The organism is Paenibacillus sp. MDV22-iso6 (genome assembly GCF_058408365.1).
In genome coordinates this window covers 25,978-42,491 of sequence record NZ_JBZVDZ010000004.1, presented here as the reverse complement: position 1 = coordinate 42,491, position 16,514 = coordinate 25,978, and the positions used below count along the sequence as shown (strand labels likewise).

Annotated in this window: 15 protein-coding genes; 13 read left to right on the top strand and 2 right to left on the bottom strand. The window is 46.5% G+C overall.

What is annotated here, in order from left to right:
* Positions 1-221 precede the first annotated feature (221 nt).
* Positions 222-3,320, top strand: a complete 3,099-nt coding sequence (ileS, locus tag AC4PM4_RS12245) for an isoleucine--tRNA ligase (protein ID WP_491613696.1) — start codon at positions 222-224, stop codon at positions 3,318-3,320.
* 229 nt (positions 3,321-3,549) lie between these two features.
* Positions 3,550-3,906, top strand: coding sequence for a DUF5665 domain-containing protein (locus AC4PM4_RS12240; protein ID WP_063567857.1), 357 nt, complete (start codon positions 3,550-3,552; stop codon positions 3,904-3,906).
* A gap of 12 nt (positions 3,907-3,918) precedes the next feature.
* Here the strand turns inward: AC4PM4_RS12240 and AC4PM4_RS12235 are convergent, their stop codons facing one another.
* On the bottom strand, positions 3,919-4,656 hold the full coding sequence (locus AC4PM4_RS12235; RefSeq protein ID WP_063567858.1) for a TraR/DksA C4-type zinc finger protein: 738 nt from the start codon (positions 4,654-4,656) through the stop codon (positions 3,919-3,921).
* A gap of 64 nt (positions 4,657-4,720) precedes the next feature.
* Between AC4PM4_RS12235 and AC4PM4_RS12230 the strand changes: the two genes are divergently transcribed.
* The 9 genes from AC4PM4_RS12230 (at position 4,721) to AC4PM4_RS12190 (ending at position 11,424) form a co-directional block, all read left to right on the top strand.
* Positions 4,721-4,867 (top strand): hypothetical protein, encoded by a 147-nt coding sequence (locus AC4PM4_RS12230; RefSeq protein WP_157258414.1) that lies wholly within the window; start codon positions 4,721-4,723, stop codon positions 4,865-4,867.
* A 9-nt stretch (positions 4,868-4,876) separates the two neighbouring features.
* The gene (gene lspA / locus AC4PM4_RS12225) at positions 4,877-5,371 is read left to right on the top strand and encodes a signal peptidase II (RefSeq protein ID WP_024628399.1); all 495 of its coding nucleotides are present in this window, start codon (positions 4,877-4,879) and stop codon (positions 5,369-5,371) included.
* Positions 5,364-6,347 (top strand): RluA family pseudouridine synthase, encoded by a 984-nt coding sequence (locus AC4PM4_RS12220; RefSeq protein ID WP_090809957.1) that lies wholly within the window; start codon positions 5,364-5,366, stop codon positions 6,345-6,347. Before lspA ends, AC4PM4_RS12220 begins: the two co-directional genes overlap by 8 nt.
* A 109-nt stretch (positions 6,348-6,456) precedes the next feature.
* Complete coding sequence (locus AC4PM4_RS12215; protein WP_063567860.1) at positions 6,457-7,710, top strand: LL-diaminopimelate aminotransferase; 1,254 nt, start codon at positions 6,457-6,459, stop codon at positions 7,708-7,710.
* A 184-nt stretch (positions 7,711-7,894) separates the two neighbouring features.
* Positions 7,895-8,809: a decaprenyl-phosphate phosphoribosyltransferase gene (locus AC4PM4_RS12210; RefSeq protein WP_371121651.1), complete on the top strand. Its 915-nt coding sequence runs from the start codon at positions 7,895-7,897 to the stop codon at positions 8,807-8,809.
* Positions 8,810-8,841: 32 nt separating this feature from the next.
* Positions 8,842-9,474: an HAD-IB family hydrolase gene (locus AC4PM4_RS12205; RefSeq protein WP_079696187.1), complete on the top strand. Its 633-nt coding sequence runs from the start codon at positions 8,842-8,844 to the stop codon at positions 9,472-9,474.
* Positions 9,475-9,500: 26 nt separating this feature from the next.
* On the top strand, positions 9,501-9,791 hold the full coding sequence (locus AC4PM4_RS12200) for an EamA family transporter (RefSeq protein WP_090810048.1): 291 nt from the start codon (positions 9,501-9,503) through the stop codon (positions 9,789-9,791).
* A gap of 4 nt (positions 9,792-9,795) precedes the next feature.
* Positions 9,796-10,098 (top strand): DMT family transporter, encoded by a 303-nt coding sequence (locus AC4PM4_RS12195; RefSeq protein WP_256338016.1) that lies wholly within the window; start codon positions 9,796-9,798, stop codon positions 10,096-10,098.
* Between the two features lie 24 nt (positions 10,099-10,122).
* Entirely contained in the window at positions 10,123-11,424 is a 1,302-nt protein-coding gene (locus tag AC4PM4_RS12190; RefSeq protein WP_491613695.1) for a DUF6080 domain-containing protein, read from the top strand.
* Between the two features lie 153 nt (positions 11,425-11,577).
* On the opposite strand, the gene AC4PM4_RS12185 is transcribed toward AC4PM4_RS12190, so the two are convergent.
* Positions 11,578-14,253, bottom strand: coding sequence for a YhgE/Pip family protein (locus AC4PM4_RS12185; RefSeq protein ID WP_491613694.1), 2,676 nt, complete (start codon positions 14,251-14,253; stop codon positions 11,578-11,580).
* Between the two features lie 703 nt (positions 14,254-14,956).
* Here AC4PM4_RS12185 and pyrR point away from each other — a divergent pair.
* Together pyrR and AC4PM4_RS12175 are read left to right on the top strand one after the other, a co-directional pair.
* The gene (pyrR, locus tag AC4PM4_RS12180) at positions 14,957-15,520 is read left to right on the top strand and encodes a bifunctional pyr operon transcriptional regulator/uracil phosphoribosyltransferase PyrR (protein ID WP_072734474.1); all 564 of its coding nucleotides are present in this window, start codon (positions 14,957-14,959) and stop codon (positions 15,518-15,520) included.
* Positions 15,520-16,431, top strand: a complete 912-nt coding sequence (locus tag AC4PM4_RS12175) for an aspartate carbamoyltransferase catalytic subunit (RefSeq protein WP_491613947.1) — start codon at positions 15,520-15,522, stop codon at positions 16,429-16,431. Before pyrR ends, AC4PM4_RS12175 begins: the two co-directional genes overlap by 1 nt.
* Positions 16,432-16,514 lie beyond the last annotated feature (83 nt).

The window sequence follows — 16,514 nt, the reverse complement described above, 5'->3', positions numbered from 1 at the left end:
GCGGTAAGGCCCTGCGGCGTTCCCGAAGGGGACAGCCGCATGAGGGCCGACTCCAACATACACACCCTCGCCAACTCCGCCGCAGTTCCCGCCAAAGACAACCCATTCCTGGTGTCCAGAGGGCGGAGCGCCTATGGGGTCCCCCTTGGTAAGGGGGATTTAGGGGGATTGAAACGCTTTTTGTGGACGGTCCACAACTATATCTCGAAAGGAAGATTATCATGCAACGAGTTGACGTCAAAGAGAAAGCACGTGCCAGAGAACTACGTGTGTTAAACAAATGGAAAACCGAGAATACATTCAAAAGATCCATCGAAAACCGCGAAGGTAAGCCGAATTTCGTATTTTACGAGGGGCCGCCTACAGCCAACGGTAAACCGCATATCGGTCACGTATTGGGACGGGTAATCAAGGATTTTGTGGGACGTTATAACACGATGAAGGGTTACCGCGTCGTTCGTAAAGCAGGCTGGGATACACATGGTCTGCCTGTAGAACTGGGTGTTCAGAAAAAGCTGGGCATCTCCCATAAGTGGGAAATCGAAGATTATGGTGTGGAGAAATTCATTAACGAATGTAAAGCGAGCGTGTTCGAATACGAACAACAATGGCGCGATCTGACCGAAGGTATCGGCTACTGGACCGACATGAATAATCCGTATATCACACTCGACAACAATTACATCGAAAGTGTGTGGAACATTCTGGCGACGATTCACGAAAAAGGTCTGCTGTATCGCGGTCACCGTGTGAGTCCCTACTGTCCGTCTTGTCAGACTACACTTAGCTCCCATGAGGTAGCGCAAGGGTACAAAGACGTGAAAGACCTCAGTGCTACAGCCAAATTCAAGCTGAATGACAGCGGCGAATTCGTGCTTGCCTGGACAACGACTCCTTGGACATTGCCTTCACACGTTGCGCTTGCCGTGAACCCGGATATGGACTACTCCCGTGTTCGTCAGGACAACGAAGTGTACATCATGGCGACTAATCTCGTTGAGAAAGTCATGAAGGATGCCAAAGGGGAGTATGAAATCATCGGTGCCCTGAAAGGTTCTGACCTGGTTGGCAAAACGTATGATCCTCCGTTTAACTACGTACAGGCTGAGAAAGCAAACATCATCCTGGGTGCAGGTTTTGTAACCGATGCAAGTGGTACAGGGATTGTACACATGGCACCAGCACATGGTGAAGATGACTATCGTGTATGTCGTGAGCATGGCATCAGCTTTGTGAACATGGTGGACCTGGAAGGTAAGTTTGTGCCACAGGTAACTGATTTTGCCGGACGTTTTGTTAAGGATTGCGATATTGATATCGTAAGATACTTGTCTGAAAAAGGACGTTTGTTCAGCAAAGAAAAATATGAGCATAGCTATCCGTTCTGCTGGCGTTGTGATACACCACTTCTGTACTATGCAATGGACAGCTGGTTTATCCAAACAACAGCAATCAAGGATCAGTTGATCGCCAATAACAGTGAAGTAGACTGGTACCCAGGCCACGTCCGTGATGGGCGATTCGGGAAGTTCCTAGAAGATCTCGTAGACTGGAATATCAGCCGTGACCGTTACTGGGGAACGCCACTGAACATCTGGGTGTGCGAAGAGACAGGTGAACAATTCGCTCCGCATAGCATCGCTGAACTGCGTGCTCGTGCCATTGGCGACGTGCCTGAGAATCTGGAGCTGCATAAGCCGTATGTAGATGACGTCAAAGTCATGAGCTCTTGTGGCAAATATGAAATGAAACGTACACCGGAAGTGATCGATGTCTGGTTCGACAGCGGCTCCATGCCGTTTGCCCAGCAGCACTATCCATTTGAAAATAAAGAAATATTCGAACAGCAATATCCGGCAGACATGATCTGTGAAGGAATTGATCAGACACGCGGTTGGTTCTACAGCTTGCTGGCCGTATCTACACTTTTGACAGGCAAAGCACCTTACAAAGCAGTTATGGCAACAGGCCACGTTCTCGATGAGAACGGACAAAAGATGTCCAAATCCAAAGGCAACGTTATCGATCCTTGGGAAGTTATCGAAGAATACGGTACAGATGCATTCCGCTGGGCTTTGCTGTCTGACAGCGCACCGTGGAACAGCAAACGTTTCTCCAAAGGCATCGTGGGCGAAGCGAAATCCAAAATGGTGGATACGCTGGTCAACACCCATGCATTCCTGACGCTGTATGCTACAATTGATGGATTTGATCCACAGGAGCATCCGTTTAAATTGTCATCACACAACCTGGACCGCTGGATTTTGTCAAGACTGAACAGCCTGATTCTCGTTGTAGAAAAAGCGCTGGCTGTTAATGACTATCTGAACTCTTCCAAAGCCATTGAAGCATTTGTAGATGAACTCAGTAACTGGTACATTCGTCGTTCCCGTGACCGTTTCTGGGGCAGCGGATTGACAGAAGACAAACTGGACGCTTACCGTACCCTTACCGAAGTGCTGGTGACTACAGCCAAGCTCGTCGCTCCATTCACACCAATGCTTGCAGAAGATATCTATCTGAACCTGACTACTGGTGAGAGTGTGCATATGGATGATTATCCGGTTGCCAATGAAACGCTGATTGACTTGGATCTGGAGCAGGATATGGAGACAGCACGCCGAATCGTTGAACTTGCCCGTAACGTCCGTAACGAAACAGGTATCAAGACACGTCAACCGTTGTCTGAACTGATCGTTTCCCTGGATAAAGGCTTCGATCTGGCAAGTTATGAAGAGATCATCAAGGATGAGATCAATGTCAAAACGATTCGTACCGAGCATGATGATGCGGATTTCGTTGATTTCACTTTGAAATTGAACCTGAAAGTAGCGGGTAAAAAATACGGTAAAAACGTAGGGTTCCTGCAGAATTTCTTCAAGGGAATGTCAGCAGATGAGACGCGTAAAGTCGTGGCAGAAGATGTTCTGAACATCGTTTCTCCTGAAGGCGAAGAGCTGCAAGTGACGGGTGAAGAACTGCTGGTTGAGAAACAAGCCAAATCCGGTTTTGCCTCGGCATCCGGCTATGGTCTGACAGTAGCTCTCAATACGGAGATCACAGCAGAACTCGAACAGGAAGGCTGGGTCCGTGAAGTCATTCGTGCAGTTCAAGACACACGGAAGAAGCTGGATCTGCCGATTGAGAAAAGAGTACGTTTGACGCTGGATGTAGACTCTGCTTTACAAGAAGCGATTCAGGCTTTTGATCATGTGCTGCGTGAGAATGTGCTCGTTACCGAAGTTACCTTCGGAACGAATGATTCGATGCAACGCATTGAAGCCGGAGGCAAAGCCATCGGTGTTTATATCGAGGGGTAATACAGTAATTCTCACGTAAGGCGTTCCTGGAGAAAGGATTGCTTTGTCAGACTTTAACGGGGACAGAGTAACTCTATTTCAAATAGGACAGTATATAGAGACAGACATGCCAACGAGCCTCAGATGCAGGAGATCAATCCTGTATCCTGGCTCGTTTGGTTTTTCAGCAAATGGGCAATGATTTCTATTGTGCAGACATTCTATATACATCAAAGGAACTGAGTAAATTATGAACGAACAGGATACCCAATCGCCATCTAATTCAGAATCCACGACGCATTCCAAGAATGCGGAGGACAAGATTGAAGAACTTCACAAGCTCACTAACCGGCTCGCGAATGAACTCGAACGTTCACGAATCGCACAGTATACGGAATTACTGAACCGGCCGTGGAAGCTGATCGGACTTAATCTGTTGTCCGGCGCCGCAAGGGGCGTGGGAATCGCCATCGGTTTTACTTTTTTTGCAGCAACGATCATTTACGTGTTACAAGTGCTTGGTGCGCTTAATCTGCCCATCGTGGGTGATTACATCGCAGATATTGTACGGATTGTGCAGCGACAGCTGGAATTGAACACTTATTAGTTTACCCGTGGGTTAATATGAGTCGTCTGACTCGACATCTGGTTCTAACAGACCATCACCTTCACGGTTCTCTAGGTACTGTCGATATTGCCGATTACGTACGATGGACACGTCATGGCCGTAGATATCGGTTGCGACAAAGCTTTCATATGCCTCAACGCAGCCCTCCACTTCGTCAGTGGCTTCAATCGCCATAACATCATAACTGTCGATGTCGCGTCCCTCAGCCATAGCCGGAGTATTGGAGGTGCCCCAACTTTCAACAATCTGCCATGCATCTTCGCCGTCGAAGCCGTTCTGGTCGTCACGTTCATCCAGGCTTGTGCGGCCAAAGGCAGGAGCGAGGAATTCTTCCTCGACAGGACGATTTTCGGAGACAACGGTTTCCGGTTGATGTTTTTTGCAGTATTTGGTGTAAGGAACAGCTTGCATGCGTTCATAGGGGATAGGTTGCTGACACACGGCGCAAGTTCCATAATGGCCTTCTTCGATGGAATGCAGGGCAGAATCGATGCGCTCCAGTTGAAATTCATCATGCTCCAGCAGAGAAATATCCTTTTCGCGCTCATACATCTCGGTAGCTACATCACCTGGATGGTTGTCAATCGGTGATAATTCACCTGTTTGAAGCTTCATGGAATCACCAAGACCATAATGTTCGTTTTGCTCCAGTCTATGTTCAATGTCACGCTTTTCGGTTATCAGTTGGGAACGTAACGATTGCAGTTGTTTAGCAGTGAAATGTGACATCATTTTCCCCTTTCTGTTCCGTATGGACTCCGGATTTTAACTCTGTTGTAGGATGTACCATTTCGTGCAGAATTACAGAAGGGAAATGTTATCGTTTTTGCCATCCGGGCTGGGGCTAACCGCGTCGTGGACGATTTCCAAACAGCTGTGCTACAATGAACAAGTCTGGCGTAAAGCCTGGTATCGTTTGGAAAAGACAAGAACGGAGTGACAAACAAACGTGGTGTATTATATCCTCGCTTTTATCGTATTTTTAGTCGATCAGGGAACGAAGTTCCTAATTGCAACCCGGATGGAACTTAGAGATGAAATTCCGGTGATTGGCAATTTCTTTGTCATCACATCACATCGTAACTCAGGTGCAGCTTTTGGTATTTTGCAGGATCAACGCTGGTTCTTTATTGTAGTTACACTGGTTGTCGTGGTGGCTTTGGTTTGGTATTTGCAAAAGGTAAAAGATACTCCGCACAAATTGCTGCCCGTGGCGCTTAGTTTGGTGCTTGGGGGAGCCATTGGTAACTTCCTGGATCGGGCTTTGACCGGAGAAGTGGTCGATTTTATCCAGCTTAATTTTGGTAGCTATACGTTTCCCATTTTCAACATAGCCGACTCGGCGATCTGTATCGGTGTGGTACTGATTATTGTAGAAACGTTGCTTGAAGGACGGCGCGAGAAAGCAGCCGCAAAGGTCGAAGGGAATGAACATCATGAGTAAAACGCAAAATGAAGAACAGAATAACGGAGATACGTCAACGCATGACGATGAACTCTTGAATGGCAATGATCGTATGGAATGGACGGTTGCCGCTGAACATAAAAAAGAACGAATTGACAAATATATTACAGAATCCATGGATAACGTATCGCGCTCCCAAGTTCAATTGTGGATCGGAGACGGATTCGTAACGGTGAACGGAGTTAAAGTCAAAGCTAACACCAAATTATCTGAAGGTGATCTGATAGAGCTTCTGATCCCTGAGCCGACGACTGTGGAGATTATTGCTGAAGATATTCCGCTTGAAGTGGTGTATGAAGATAGTGATTTGATCGTTATTAACAAACAGCGTGGCCTTGTTGTACATCCAGCACCAGGGCATACGTCAGGAACACTTGTTAATGCACTGATGTATCACTGTAAAGATCTCTCAGGCATTAACGGCGAGCTGCGTCCCGGTATTGTGCATCGGATTGATAAGGACACATCAGGTCTAATTATGGCTGCCAAAAATGATCGTGCTCACGCCTCGCTGGCTGCTCAGCTCAAAGAGCATAGTGTGAATAGACGATATATTGCACTCGTTCATGGGCATCTTAGCCATGATCAGGGTACGATTGATGCACCCATTGGTCGAGATACCAATGATCGCAAAATGTACACCGTTACAGAGCGTAACAGTAAACATGCGGTTACGCATTTCACCGTCACGGAGCGCATCAATGACTACACGTTGTTGGAACTGAAATTGGAGACAGGGCGTACCCACCAGATTCGTGTTCACATGAAGTTCATTGGTCATCCGCTTGTTGGAGATCCGACGTATGGTCGTAACAAAGGAATCAAAATGCAGGGACAAGCCCTGCATGCTGCGATTCTCGGTTTTGTACATCCAACGACCGGAGAATACCTTGAATTTACAGCTCCGCTTCCGCAGGATATGGAAGATGTTCTAGCCTCACTGCGTAGCCGCTGACAGCTCGAGAAAGTACAAATGTTCGGATAATTTGTCCATGGTTTTGAACGCGCAAATGCTTCATATTAAAGTGTAGAAATTTGCGTCAAATGAGGAGATGAACAAAATCATGAGTATCGATAAATATCAGGAAACGTACATTCAGACTAATTTTGCCGACCGTATTGGCGGCTCCAACTATGGTAAAGACACCAACATCTATAAATTCGAGAAAATCAAACGTGCCAAAGCTTCGGCTAAAAAAGATTTTCCCAATGTAGAATTGATTGACCTCGGCGTAGGTGAACCAGACGAGATGGCAGATGCAGGCATCGTAGCTGCATTGGCGGAGCAAGCCTCCAAACCTGAAAACCGTGGATACGCGGATAACGGTATTCCTGAATTCAAGGAAGCGGCAGCTGCTTACCTGAAAAATGTATTTAATGTTGAAGGTATCGATGCATCAACTGAAATTGTGCATTCCATCGGTTCCAAGCCAGCTTTGGCGATGATGCCTTCTTGCTTCATCAATCCAGGTGATGTAACGATTATGACGGTGCCAGGGTATCCGGTTATGGGTACACACACCAAATACCTGGGTGGTGAAGTGTTCAACATTCAATTGACCAAGGAGAACAACTTCCTGCCAGATCTGTCGGCTATTCCGGAAGATATTGCGAAACGTGCGAAGTTGCTCTATCTGAACTATCCGAATAACCCAACGGGCGCGAGTGCTACCGTGGAGTTCTTTACGGAAGTGGTTGAATGGGCGAAGAAATACAGCGTAGTCGTTGTACATGATGCTCCATACGCAGCATTGACTTATGACGGCAAAAAACCGTTCAGCTTCCTGTCTGTACCTGGTGCGAAGGATGTGGGCGTGGAATTACACTCCCTGTCCAAGTCCTACAACATGACAGGTTGGAGAATTGGTTTTGTTGCAGGTAACCCGCTTGTTGTCAAAGCATTCAGCGACGTGAAAGACAACAATGACTCTGGTCAGTTCATCGCGATCCAAAAGGCTGCTGCTTATGGATTGAACCACCCGGAAATCACGGAAAAAATCGCCGAGAAATATTCCCGTCGTCACGACCTGCTGGTAGCTGCACTGAACGAGCTGGGCTTCCAGGCTGAGAAACCTAAAGGTTCCTTCTTCCTTTATGTTGAAGCTCCAAAAGGTATTGTCGGAGGTCGCCGCTTTGAATCAGGCGAAGACTTCTCCCAGTTCCTGATCCGTGAGAAACTGATCTCTTCGGTGCCTTGGGATGATGCAGGTAACTTTGTTCGTTTCTCCGTTACCTTTGAAGCTAAAGGGGAAGAAGAAGAGAAACGTGTTATCGCTGAAATTAAACGCCGCCTGAGCGACGTGCAATTCGAATTTTAATTAATTCACATAATCATAATGATGTAAAGTAAAGAAAGAAGAGACCGGAAACGGTCTCTTTTTTTATGCAAAAAAATATAATTTCTCCCTGTAATACCTTTACAAAATTATACAAGCAACATATGATTAGATCTTTACGTTATTTATTATAGTCAGAAGTTGCTTTTGAAGGGAGTTATGGAAATTGTTATCATCTCGTACCAATACCGTGTCCACACCTGCTGCAGGGACAGGCAATACCGTTTCAGGCTTGCTTAAACTATTGAGACCAAAACAATGGACCAAAAATTTGCTGTTGTTTGCCGCGCTACTTTTTTCTTTTGAGGAGATTCGGACGGAGACCATTCTATCGACTTTGCTAGGTTTTATTTTATTTAGCCTTGTTGCAGGCTGCGTTTATATTTTAAACGATTATGTAGATCGCGACAGAGATCGTCAGCATCCAGTGAAGATGTTCCGTCCCCTTGCTTCTGGACAGGTCAACCCGGCTCACGCCTTGTTGTTCGGAATTCTGTTATTAATTCTTTCCGTCGGGACAGCCTTCGTGATGAACCCATTATTCGGAGTATTATGTATTGTTTATTTCCTATTGAATGTGTCGTACTCATTTGTACTCAAACATCTCGTTATTTTGGATATGATGACCATTGCGGCTGGATTTGTGCTTCGTGCGATTGCAGGCGGTGTCCTGATCCATGTGCCATTTACGCCGTGGTTCCTCATCTGTACGATGCTGCTGTCCCTGTTCCTGGCTATCGGCAAACGGAGGAATGAACTCACCCTGCTTGAGGGAAATACTGGTTCACACCGTAAAGTATTGGATAACTACTCGATAACGTTATTGGATCAGTTCAATACCATTGTCACAACGGCGACCATTATTAGCTATTCGCTCTTTACGTTCACATCCGATCGTACCATTCATTTAATGTGGACGATTCCTTTGGTTATATACGGCATGTTCCGCTATCTGTATCTGATTCATATGAAGAACCAAGGTGGTTCCCCAGATCGAGTTCTATTTGAGGACAAGCCCATCTTGATCACGGTCATTTTGTATGTCATAAGTGTTATTTCGATTTTTGCTATTTTTGAATAAAAGTTTGAGTCTGGAAGGTAGAGGGGATCAGGGTGAAAAGCACGAAAATCGCCATCTTTGATATTGATAAAACGATTATACGCAGAGATTCCATGTTTCAGTTTGTACATTACGGCGTTCGCCGTTACCCATGGCAGGTATGGAGATTGCCTGTAATTGCATTTCATACCGCGCTGTTCAAGGCAGGTCTGATGACGGTTGAGCGTGTCAAACGTTCCTATTTCAAAAGCATTGAACGCATGTCCGAAAATGATCTGGAGCATTTTTTTGATACACGATTGCGTACTGCCATTTTTGCGGAGGCAAGTGTAGAGATGCAGCACCGTAAGGAAGCAGGCTATCATGTATTGCTGGTGACCGCATCTCCGCATGCCTATATGAAATATTTTAAAAACTTTCCCTGGGTGGATCATGTCATTGGTACCGATCTGGTTCGTCACTCGAATGGCTATACCTGTAGGATTGATGGCAGCAATTGCAAAGGGGATGAGAAGGTTCGTCGAATTCAGGCCTATCTGGATGAGAAAAAGATGGTGATTGATTATGATCAATCCTGCTCCTACTCCGACTCCTTATCCGATCTTCCAGTGATGCAGTTGGTGAGTCAGCGATACTTTATTAACAAGCGCGTGCCAGAGATGGAGGCATTGTCGTGGGGGAGATAAAAGGGCGCCATACAGGCAAGCTGTTGATGCTGGTCTCCGCTTTTCTTACAGCGACAGGCCAATTGTTCTGGAAGTGGGGGCTGACCGAGTGGATCTATCTGGGCATCGGCTTTCTCTGTTATGGGCTGGGTGCCATTTTGATGATCAAGGCTTTTGCTTTGGAAAAGCTGTCTGTGGCCTATCCTTTGATGTGTGCAAGCTATGTGTTTGCGCTGATCTATGGATACTTTTTGCTAGGAGAAGAAATTACGGTGCAGAAGTTGGCCGCTGTTGTGCTGCTTGGAATTGGGGTGACGTTGACCAGTGTTGATCGATAGCTGGATGATTGCTGTATTAATTGCAATGACCCTGTGTGGAGCGATGGGGGGAGCGGGTTTGAAAGCCTACGCTACCAGCCGCAAAAAGCTGCATGTTTTAATGGGGCTAGGATTCTATGGTACAGGTGCGCTGCTGAACATTGTATTGTTGAAATTTCTTCCCTTAACGGTTGTGCTGCCAGCCAATGCGTTAACGTATGTGTGGACGCTCATTATAGCGCGGTTTGCCTTTAAGGAAGCAGTGGGTCCTTTGCGCTGGATCGGTGTCACTTGTATTATGGGCGGGTTGTGTTTATTGGTTTTCTAGAATAATGAAACTGGATGTGAATGCATGAAATTTTTGGACTACATATTTTATAATCGCAGGACCAATTGGACGGCATTTGGCCTGTTTGCGGGTTTTGCTCTTTTTTACGCTCTCATGAATGGACCTTACGTGACGTACATTGCGAATCACGCAGAGCTACTTGGGTCATACACGCCATTTAGTACGACGCAGTTTCCACTTAATTTATTTAACTTCGATCCTTCCATGTATTACGGAAGCAACAGTTCTTCGGTTATTCATCCGTTAATTTCATTTCTAGCGGTCACGCTTGAAGCAGGTGCTCAATTGCTGGGCGGGAATTGGTTCTTTCTTGTCCTGCAGTCCCTTGTGAATGCGGGTTCGGTTGTGCTGGTGTTTCTGTTTTTAAATCAAAAAGATAAACAAATCACCACACCGTTACTTTTCGCTTTATTGTTCGGTTTCAGCTCCTATCTGATGTTTACCGCGTTGATTCCGGATTCGTATCCGTACGTACAGTTTGTTATCCTGTTCTCTGTGCTGTATATGCAATACACCCGGGAACGGAAAGATGTCCGTTACATCCCGAATGCGCTGCTGGCATCCATCAACTTCGGACTGACGTCGACCAACATTGTACCATTTACGGCAGCCATGTTTTTCAATTTGCGTACGTGGCGTAACAAGTCTGGTTGGAAAAAGTATATCGGGATTATGGCACTGGCCGTTGCCTTCATCGTAGTATTGACAGGAATCCAATACATCGCGTTTGGCGGTCGCAGTTGGGTCAGTAACTGGCTGCTTGGCATTCAAAATGGGGGAACAAGCTATGCCACTCCATTCCAGTTCGCAGCTCATTGGAAAGCTCTAAGTTTGCTAACGATTAATCCGATGCTGTCACCGAAAGTACATTTGCTGGACCCGGGTATGGTCGCGTTTGTAACAGATTTGACCGGTTCCAATCCGATCTATGTTCAGCTTACGGGTATATTTATCCTGTTGCTGGCGCTCACTGGGTTTATCAAAGGCATCCGTGAACGGGAAGTGTGGACTCTTGTGCCATACATTCTGTTTGCCTTTTTACTTCATATCGTTGTTGGTTTCGGGCTGGCGGTATTTCAATACGATATGTACCTGTATGCAGGACACTATCTGTTTGCGTTTTTCCTCCTCGGTGGGGGCTTCGTCATCGGTCTTCGTCAGGGGCTGGGTAAAAAAGTGCTAATAGGCTTGATCATGATATGTATTCTCGTCACCGCAGGGAACAACATCTACCGTCATGTAGAAACTTTAACAACCATTAAGCAGTCCTATGATCAGTTGGAACAGGAACGTACAGTGAAATAATCAGAGATTTTAATTATCTTTATAATGAGACAAGGCCATTGGACTTTAAATCCAATGGCCTTGTCTTGTTTGGTATGATTCATTCGATATGTACATGTTGGGATAAACAAAAGACCCACTGCGTTGATTACGCAGAGGGTCTCACGGACGATTTTAAGCAATGATTTTGGTCTTCTTGGCATTCTCGGCTGAACGTTTGGTGAGACTGCTGAGTGGACGTTTCAAAGCGAGAGCAACGATGAGACTCAGCGCGATGAACATGCACAACCACAGAATATCCTTGAAGGCAGTCGACCACAAGATGCCGCCGACCGACTCACGCAGTAGACTAATCGCATATGTGAAGGGCATGAACGGATTCAATGCCTGGAAAAAGGGCGATGTCATGCTGATTGGAAACGTACCGCCGGAGCTGGAGAACTGAAACACCATGAAGATGATCGCGATCCCTTTTCCGATATTCCCAAAAACGGACAGCAGGGTGTACGTTATGGTGACAAATACGGCACTCACCAGCATGGCAAACAAGACAAACCACACTTTATCTGCGACATAGGTGCCGAGGATCAATATATCTCCCAGGCTGACACAGATCGCTTGAAGCAATCCAATAGTCAGAAAAGTGGCAAGACGTCCAAGATACAACTCGTATCCCCGGAACTTGCCTTCTGGATTCTCAGCTTCGGCACGAAGCAGGGAAATCAGTAGCGTTGAGCCGACCCACAAGGACAGCACGCCATAAAATGGTGACATGGCTGATCCGTAATTCGGAATCGGGTAAAGCTGTTGTTCCTTGATTTTCACCGGACTTGCTAGGAAAGCACTCTCTTCTTCAATGTCGCCGCGCAAAAGCTTGGCGAGCTCGGCAAACTGGTTATTACCTTCGACTTCTCTAAGTTTGTCTGCTGCCTTGCTGATGGCACTTTCCAATGCTGGCAAATCATCACGTACAAGCGTGGCAACACGATGTACTCCTTGTTCGACCTCCGGAAGCTGGTTCTGTACAAAATCGGATGCCTTGCCTATCTGTTTCTCGGCATTGGGCAGATCGTTCCGAACAAAATTAGCCGCTTCATTCAGCTTGGTGCCCAGCTTGGGCAGATCGTTTCGAATTAATGAAGATACTGTGTTCAAAGCTTGGATGAAGCCTTCACTTTTATTCGCGAGTGTCTCCGATATCTCATGAATCTTAGATTGTATTTGAGGCAGTTCGCTCTGGATTTTTGTCAATTCAGTCTGCCCAAACGTAATCCCTTCTTTGGCTGACGCAAGAATGTCCGCGATATCCGGAATTCGATCTCTTGCTTCCTGTAGTGTATCTGCTGAAGTGGAAAGGATAGACCTCAGCTTATCCGCACCAGCCGCAAGAGCCGGCGATATTTCGCTCTCGTAGGTGTTCATGATATTGCCAATGCCGCTGCTAATGTCCTTGGAGAGAGCATTTAACTGGGCGATGACGTCTGCGGGCGGAGTTGTATTACGACGCAGAGCATCACTGATAATCCCTGTCAGGCGGATTTGCAGCTGAAGTTTATCTGAAATGGTGTTCAGCTGCGTAATTTTATTAGCAAGTGGATGGCTTGGAAGTAAGTTGTCGATTTTGCCCAGTAGTTCTGCCATACTGTCGACGAGTCTTACTGCAATCCCCAAACGGGCAGCGATCCGGTCCAGATCTTCTGCTGTCGGCAGGTTATTAAGATCTGTATTCTGCAATTGCCCAAATACGTCTGATGCAGCGTTTGATATTTGCTGCACCAGCAGCAGGTTTTGCCGAATCGCCGGGCCTATAGCCTGAAATGCTTCTTCACTGGAATCCACAAAGTGATTTAAGCCTTCGGCCAGCTCAATCCCGTTACCAGCGATTTGGGATACTTTGTCCAGATCTTGCTCTGCGGCCGTTACGATAGAGAGAGCCTTATTGGTTTTATCCAGGGCAGTTTGGATGACACCTGATACCTGACCAAAGTTTGCATCCACTTCTTGAATACGTTCTACGGCTTTTTGAATATCGGGAATACGCCCCTGAATAGCCAACACCTCGGATGCTGCATCATTAATTTGTGGCCAATACTCCTGCACCTTGAGCACATACTGTGCGGCTTCATTGATTTCAGGCAGTTTTTTTTCGATCTCGACGATCTTTTGAGCATCTTTTACGATACCAGGCATGGCTTTTTCTACTTCCAGTACCTTTTGACCTGCAGCTTGTATATCCGGAAGATTTTTCTCCAGCGTGAATATGCCATTCTCCATCTTGCGCAAAGTTGGAAGCTGGGCATTGATCTCAACTCCGGCTTCCTTCAATTTGGTTAGAACAGCCTGACTGACGGCTTCAGTGAAATTTTCATTGATTTGTGTTGTTATCGCAGATACACCGGAACCCGTGATTTTTGGAGCGATGGCATTAACCTTCTCATTAACGGTATAGATTACCTCTGTGCGCTCCAGCTTCCCGTCAACGATACCTGTAATTTTGGTTGAAAAGTCCCCAGGAATGAGCAGGCTTGCATAATACTCTCCTGTTTGCACACCACGATCAGCCTCAGCCTGGCCCACAAAAGTCCATCCCAGCTTTTCGTTCTGTTTCAGGCTGGACACCAGTTCGTCTCCAATATTGACATTAGTTCCTGCAACAGTTGCACCCTTGTCCTCGGTTGTCACCGCAATTTTGATCCCTTGGGTGTTGCTGTATGGGTCCCATACGGACTTCACGTTGACCCAGTCATACACCCCGGGTAGTAAAATAATAGCCACAATTAGAAAAATACCTGTGGGAACCTTCAAAATATGCAACCAGTCTGTTTTGTAAACTTGCCAAATGTGACGCATAACTTCCTCCTAAATGTAAATAAATGTAGGTCTTATCTTATTTCTATGTCGCGTATTTGTAAATCCTTATGTATATCGGCTTTATTGAAGCATCTATGAATTGTTTCATGTTTATAAACTTTACCCATTTCGCTGGGTACTAATGCAGAGCCTTCATGTATTCCGTGTTTCTGGACGTTGAACTCTAAAATTAGACTCTGTCCCAACGTTGAGTATAGTCAGAGGATTATTTTGGCTGTAAGATTCTCCGCAATTGCCTATGGATAAATATACAGAATTATTGTATAATTATGAATAACGAATGAAATGTGATGTGTTTGGATGTTTTTCAGCCGAACTGCTGATTCTAAGGGAATACAGTAGAGGAATTTCGCCTGTGATGTTGAGGTGTTGACAGAGGGTTGTCTTTCTGTCATAATTCATGAAGACAAACGGACATATTGAGTACAGAACCCTGTGAGGTCCTGCAATATGAACGACATGAATAGCACCTTTAAATCAGTCCCGTGAGACTGGCAAGGTAACGTGAACGATACATCGTTTTTTGCTGCGGCAAATCAAGCGATGCATCCCGAGAGTAAACTTTCTTCAGAGCGGTCTGAAGTTCGGAGACTCCTTGCCAATGAACACGGCAAGGAGTCTTTTTTGTTCTCCTCGTCACGGGGCCATGATCTGAAAGGTAAATCCTGAGGAGGCTGAACGCATGAGCACAGAGACACATGTCATTATGGATGAAACCGCGATCCGCCGCGCATTAACACGGATTGCCCATGAGATTTTGGAAAAAAACAAAGGTATTGAGGGTTGTGTACTTATCGGAATTCGAACACGGGGTGTATACCTCGCAGAACGGATCGCCGCCAAGATTGAAGAAATCGAAGGTACACCGATCCCTTGGGGAGAACTCGATGTGACCCCTTATCGCGATGATCGCTTGGAAGAGAATAAAGCGAATCGCAAGGAACTGTTGACGATGACACCTGAATCACTTTCAATTCATAACAAAAAAGTGATTTTGTTCGATGATGTGCTCTATACCGGACGTACGATTCGCGCAGCGATGGATGCCCTGATGGATTGTGGAAGACCACAGAACATTCAGCTGGCGGTTCTCGCAGATCGCGGACACCGGGAACTTCCGATTCGACCTGATTTTATCGGCAAGAATGTGCCGACTTCTAAATCAGAGGAGATCGAGGTTGCACTGATAGAAACGGACGGACAGGACGAAGTCAAGATCATTCAGAACCGGGGGGAACAGGCATGATGATTACACAACTAGCATTGAAGGACCGGAGCTTGCTTGGCCTTAAGGACCTTAGCCGCGATGAGATCGACTCCATTCTGAACAGAGCAGCACACTGGGAAGCGCAGAAGGAGAAACTGGTTCCTATACTGGAATCCCACTTCGTAGCCAACATGTTCTTCGAGAACAGCACGCGTACTCGCTTCTCATTTGAGATGGCAGAAAAACGTCTGGGTGCACAAGTACTGAACTTCACGGCGGCTGCATCAAGCGTGGAGAAAGGTGAATCCATCTATGATACGGTACGCACACTGGAGTCCATGGGCATTGACGCAGGAGTGATTCGGTTGAAACCTTCGGGTGTTCTGCAACAACTGGCTCAGAAAGTGAATGTTCCACTGGTGAATGCCGGAGACGGGAATAACGAGCACCCTACCCAGGCGTTGTTGGATCTCTACACGATGCGGAAGGCTTTCGGTGAGCTGAAAGGTTTGCGTGTGTCGATCATCGGAGACATCCTGCATAGCCGGGTAGCTCGCTCCAATCTGTGGGCACTGCAAAAGTTTGGTGCGGATGTGCGCTTCTGCGCACCGCAAACGATGCAGGCACCGGAGCTCGCAGAACACGCGCCTTATGTAGGTCTGGAAGAAGCACTCGATGCGGATGTAGTCATGATGCTCCGAGTTCAACTGGAACGTCATAAACATGGCCTGATTACTTCGGCTGAGGATTATCGCGAACACTACGGATTGACGGAAGAACGGGCATCACGCCTGAAACCAAGCACAATCATTATGCACCCTGCTCCTGTGAACCGAAATGTCGAGGTAGATGACGCGGTAGTGGAGAGCGCAGCATCGCGGATCTTCCCGCAGATGGCAAACGGTGTTCCAATCCGCATGGCGGTCATGGAACGTGCGATGAAACTGTAACAGGGTCTGGCTGTGGGTCATAGGCTGACGGGACGGAAGTTCTTATAGAGCAATGTGAGGGTACACGATAAAGAAAATCACCC

Coding starts and splice junctions, on each gene's coding strand:
- ileS (WP_491613696.1), top strand. CDS start 222: ATGCAACGAGTTGACGTCAAAGAGAAAGCACGTGCCAGAGAACTACGT.
- AC4PM4_RS12240 (WP_063567857.1), top strand. CDS start 3,550: ATGAACGAACAGGATACCCAATCGCCATCTAATTCAGAATCCACGACG.
- AC4PM4_RS12235 (WP_063567858.1), bottom strand. CDS start 4,656: ATGTCACATTTCACTGCTAAACAACTGCAATCGTTACGTTCCCAACTG.
- AC4PM4_RS12220 (WP_090809957.1), top strand. CDS start 5,364: ATGAGTAAAACGCAAAATGAAGAACAGAATAACGGAGATACGTCAACG.
- AC4PM4_RS12215 (WP_063567860.1), top strand. CDS start 6,457: ATGAGTATCGATAAATATCAGGAAACGTACATTCAGACTAATTTTGCC.
- AC4PM4_RS12200 (WP_090810048.1), top strand. CDS start 9,501: ATGCTGGTCTCCGCTTTTCTTACAGCGACAGGCCAATTGTTCTGGAAG.
- AC4PM4_RS12195 (WP_256338016.1), top strand. CDS start 9,796: ATGATTGCTGTATTAATTGCAATGACCCTGTGTGGAGCGATGGGGGGA.
- AC4PM4_RS12190 (WP_491613695.1), top strand. CDS start 10,123: ATGAAATTTTTGGACTACATATTTTATAATCGCAGGACCAATTGGACG.
- AC4PM4_RS12185 (WP_491613694.1), bottom strand. CDS start 14,253: ATGCGTCACATTTGGCAAGTTTACAAAACAGACTGGTTGCATATTTTG.
- pyrR (WP_072734474.1), top strand. CDS start 14,957: ATGAGCACAGAGACACATGTCATTATGGATGAAACCGCGATCCGCCGC.
- AC4PM4_RS12175 (WP_491613947.1), top strand. CDS start 15,520: ATGATTACACAACTAGCATTGAAGGACCGGAGCTTGCTTGGCCTTAAG.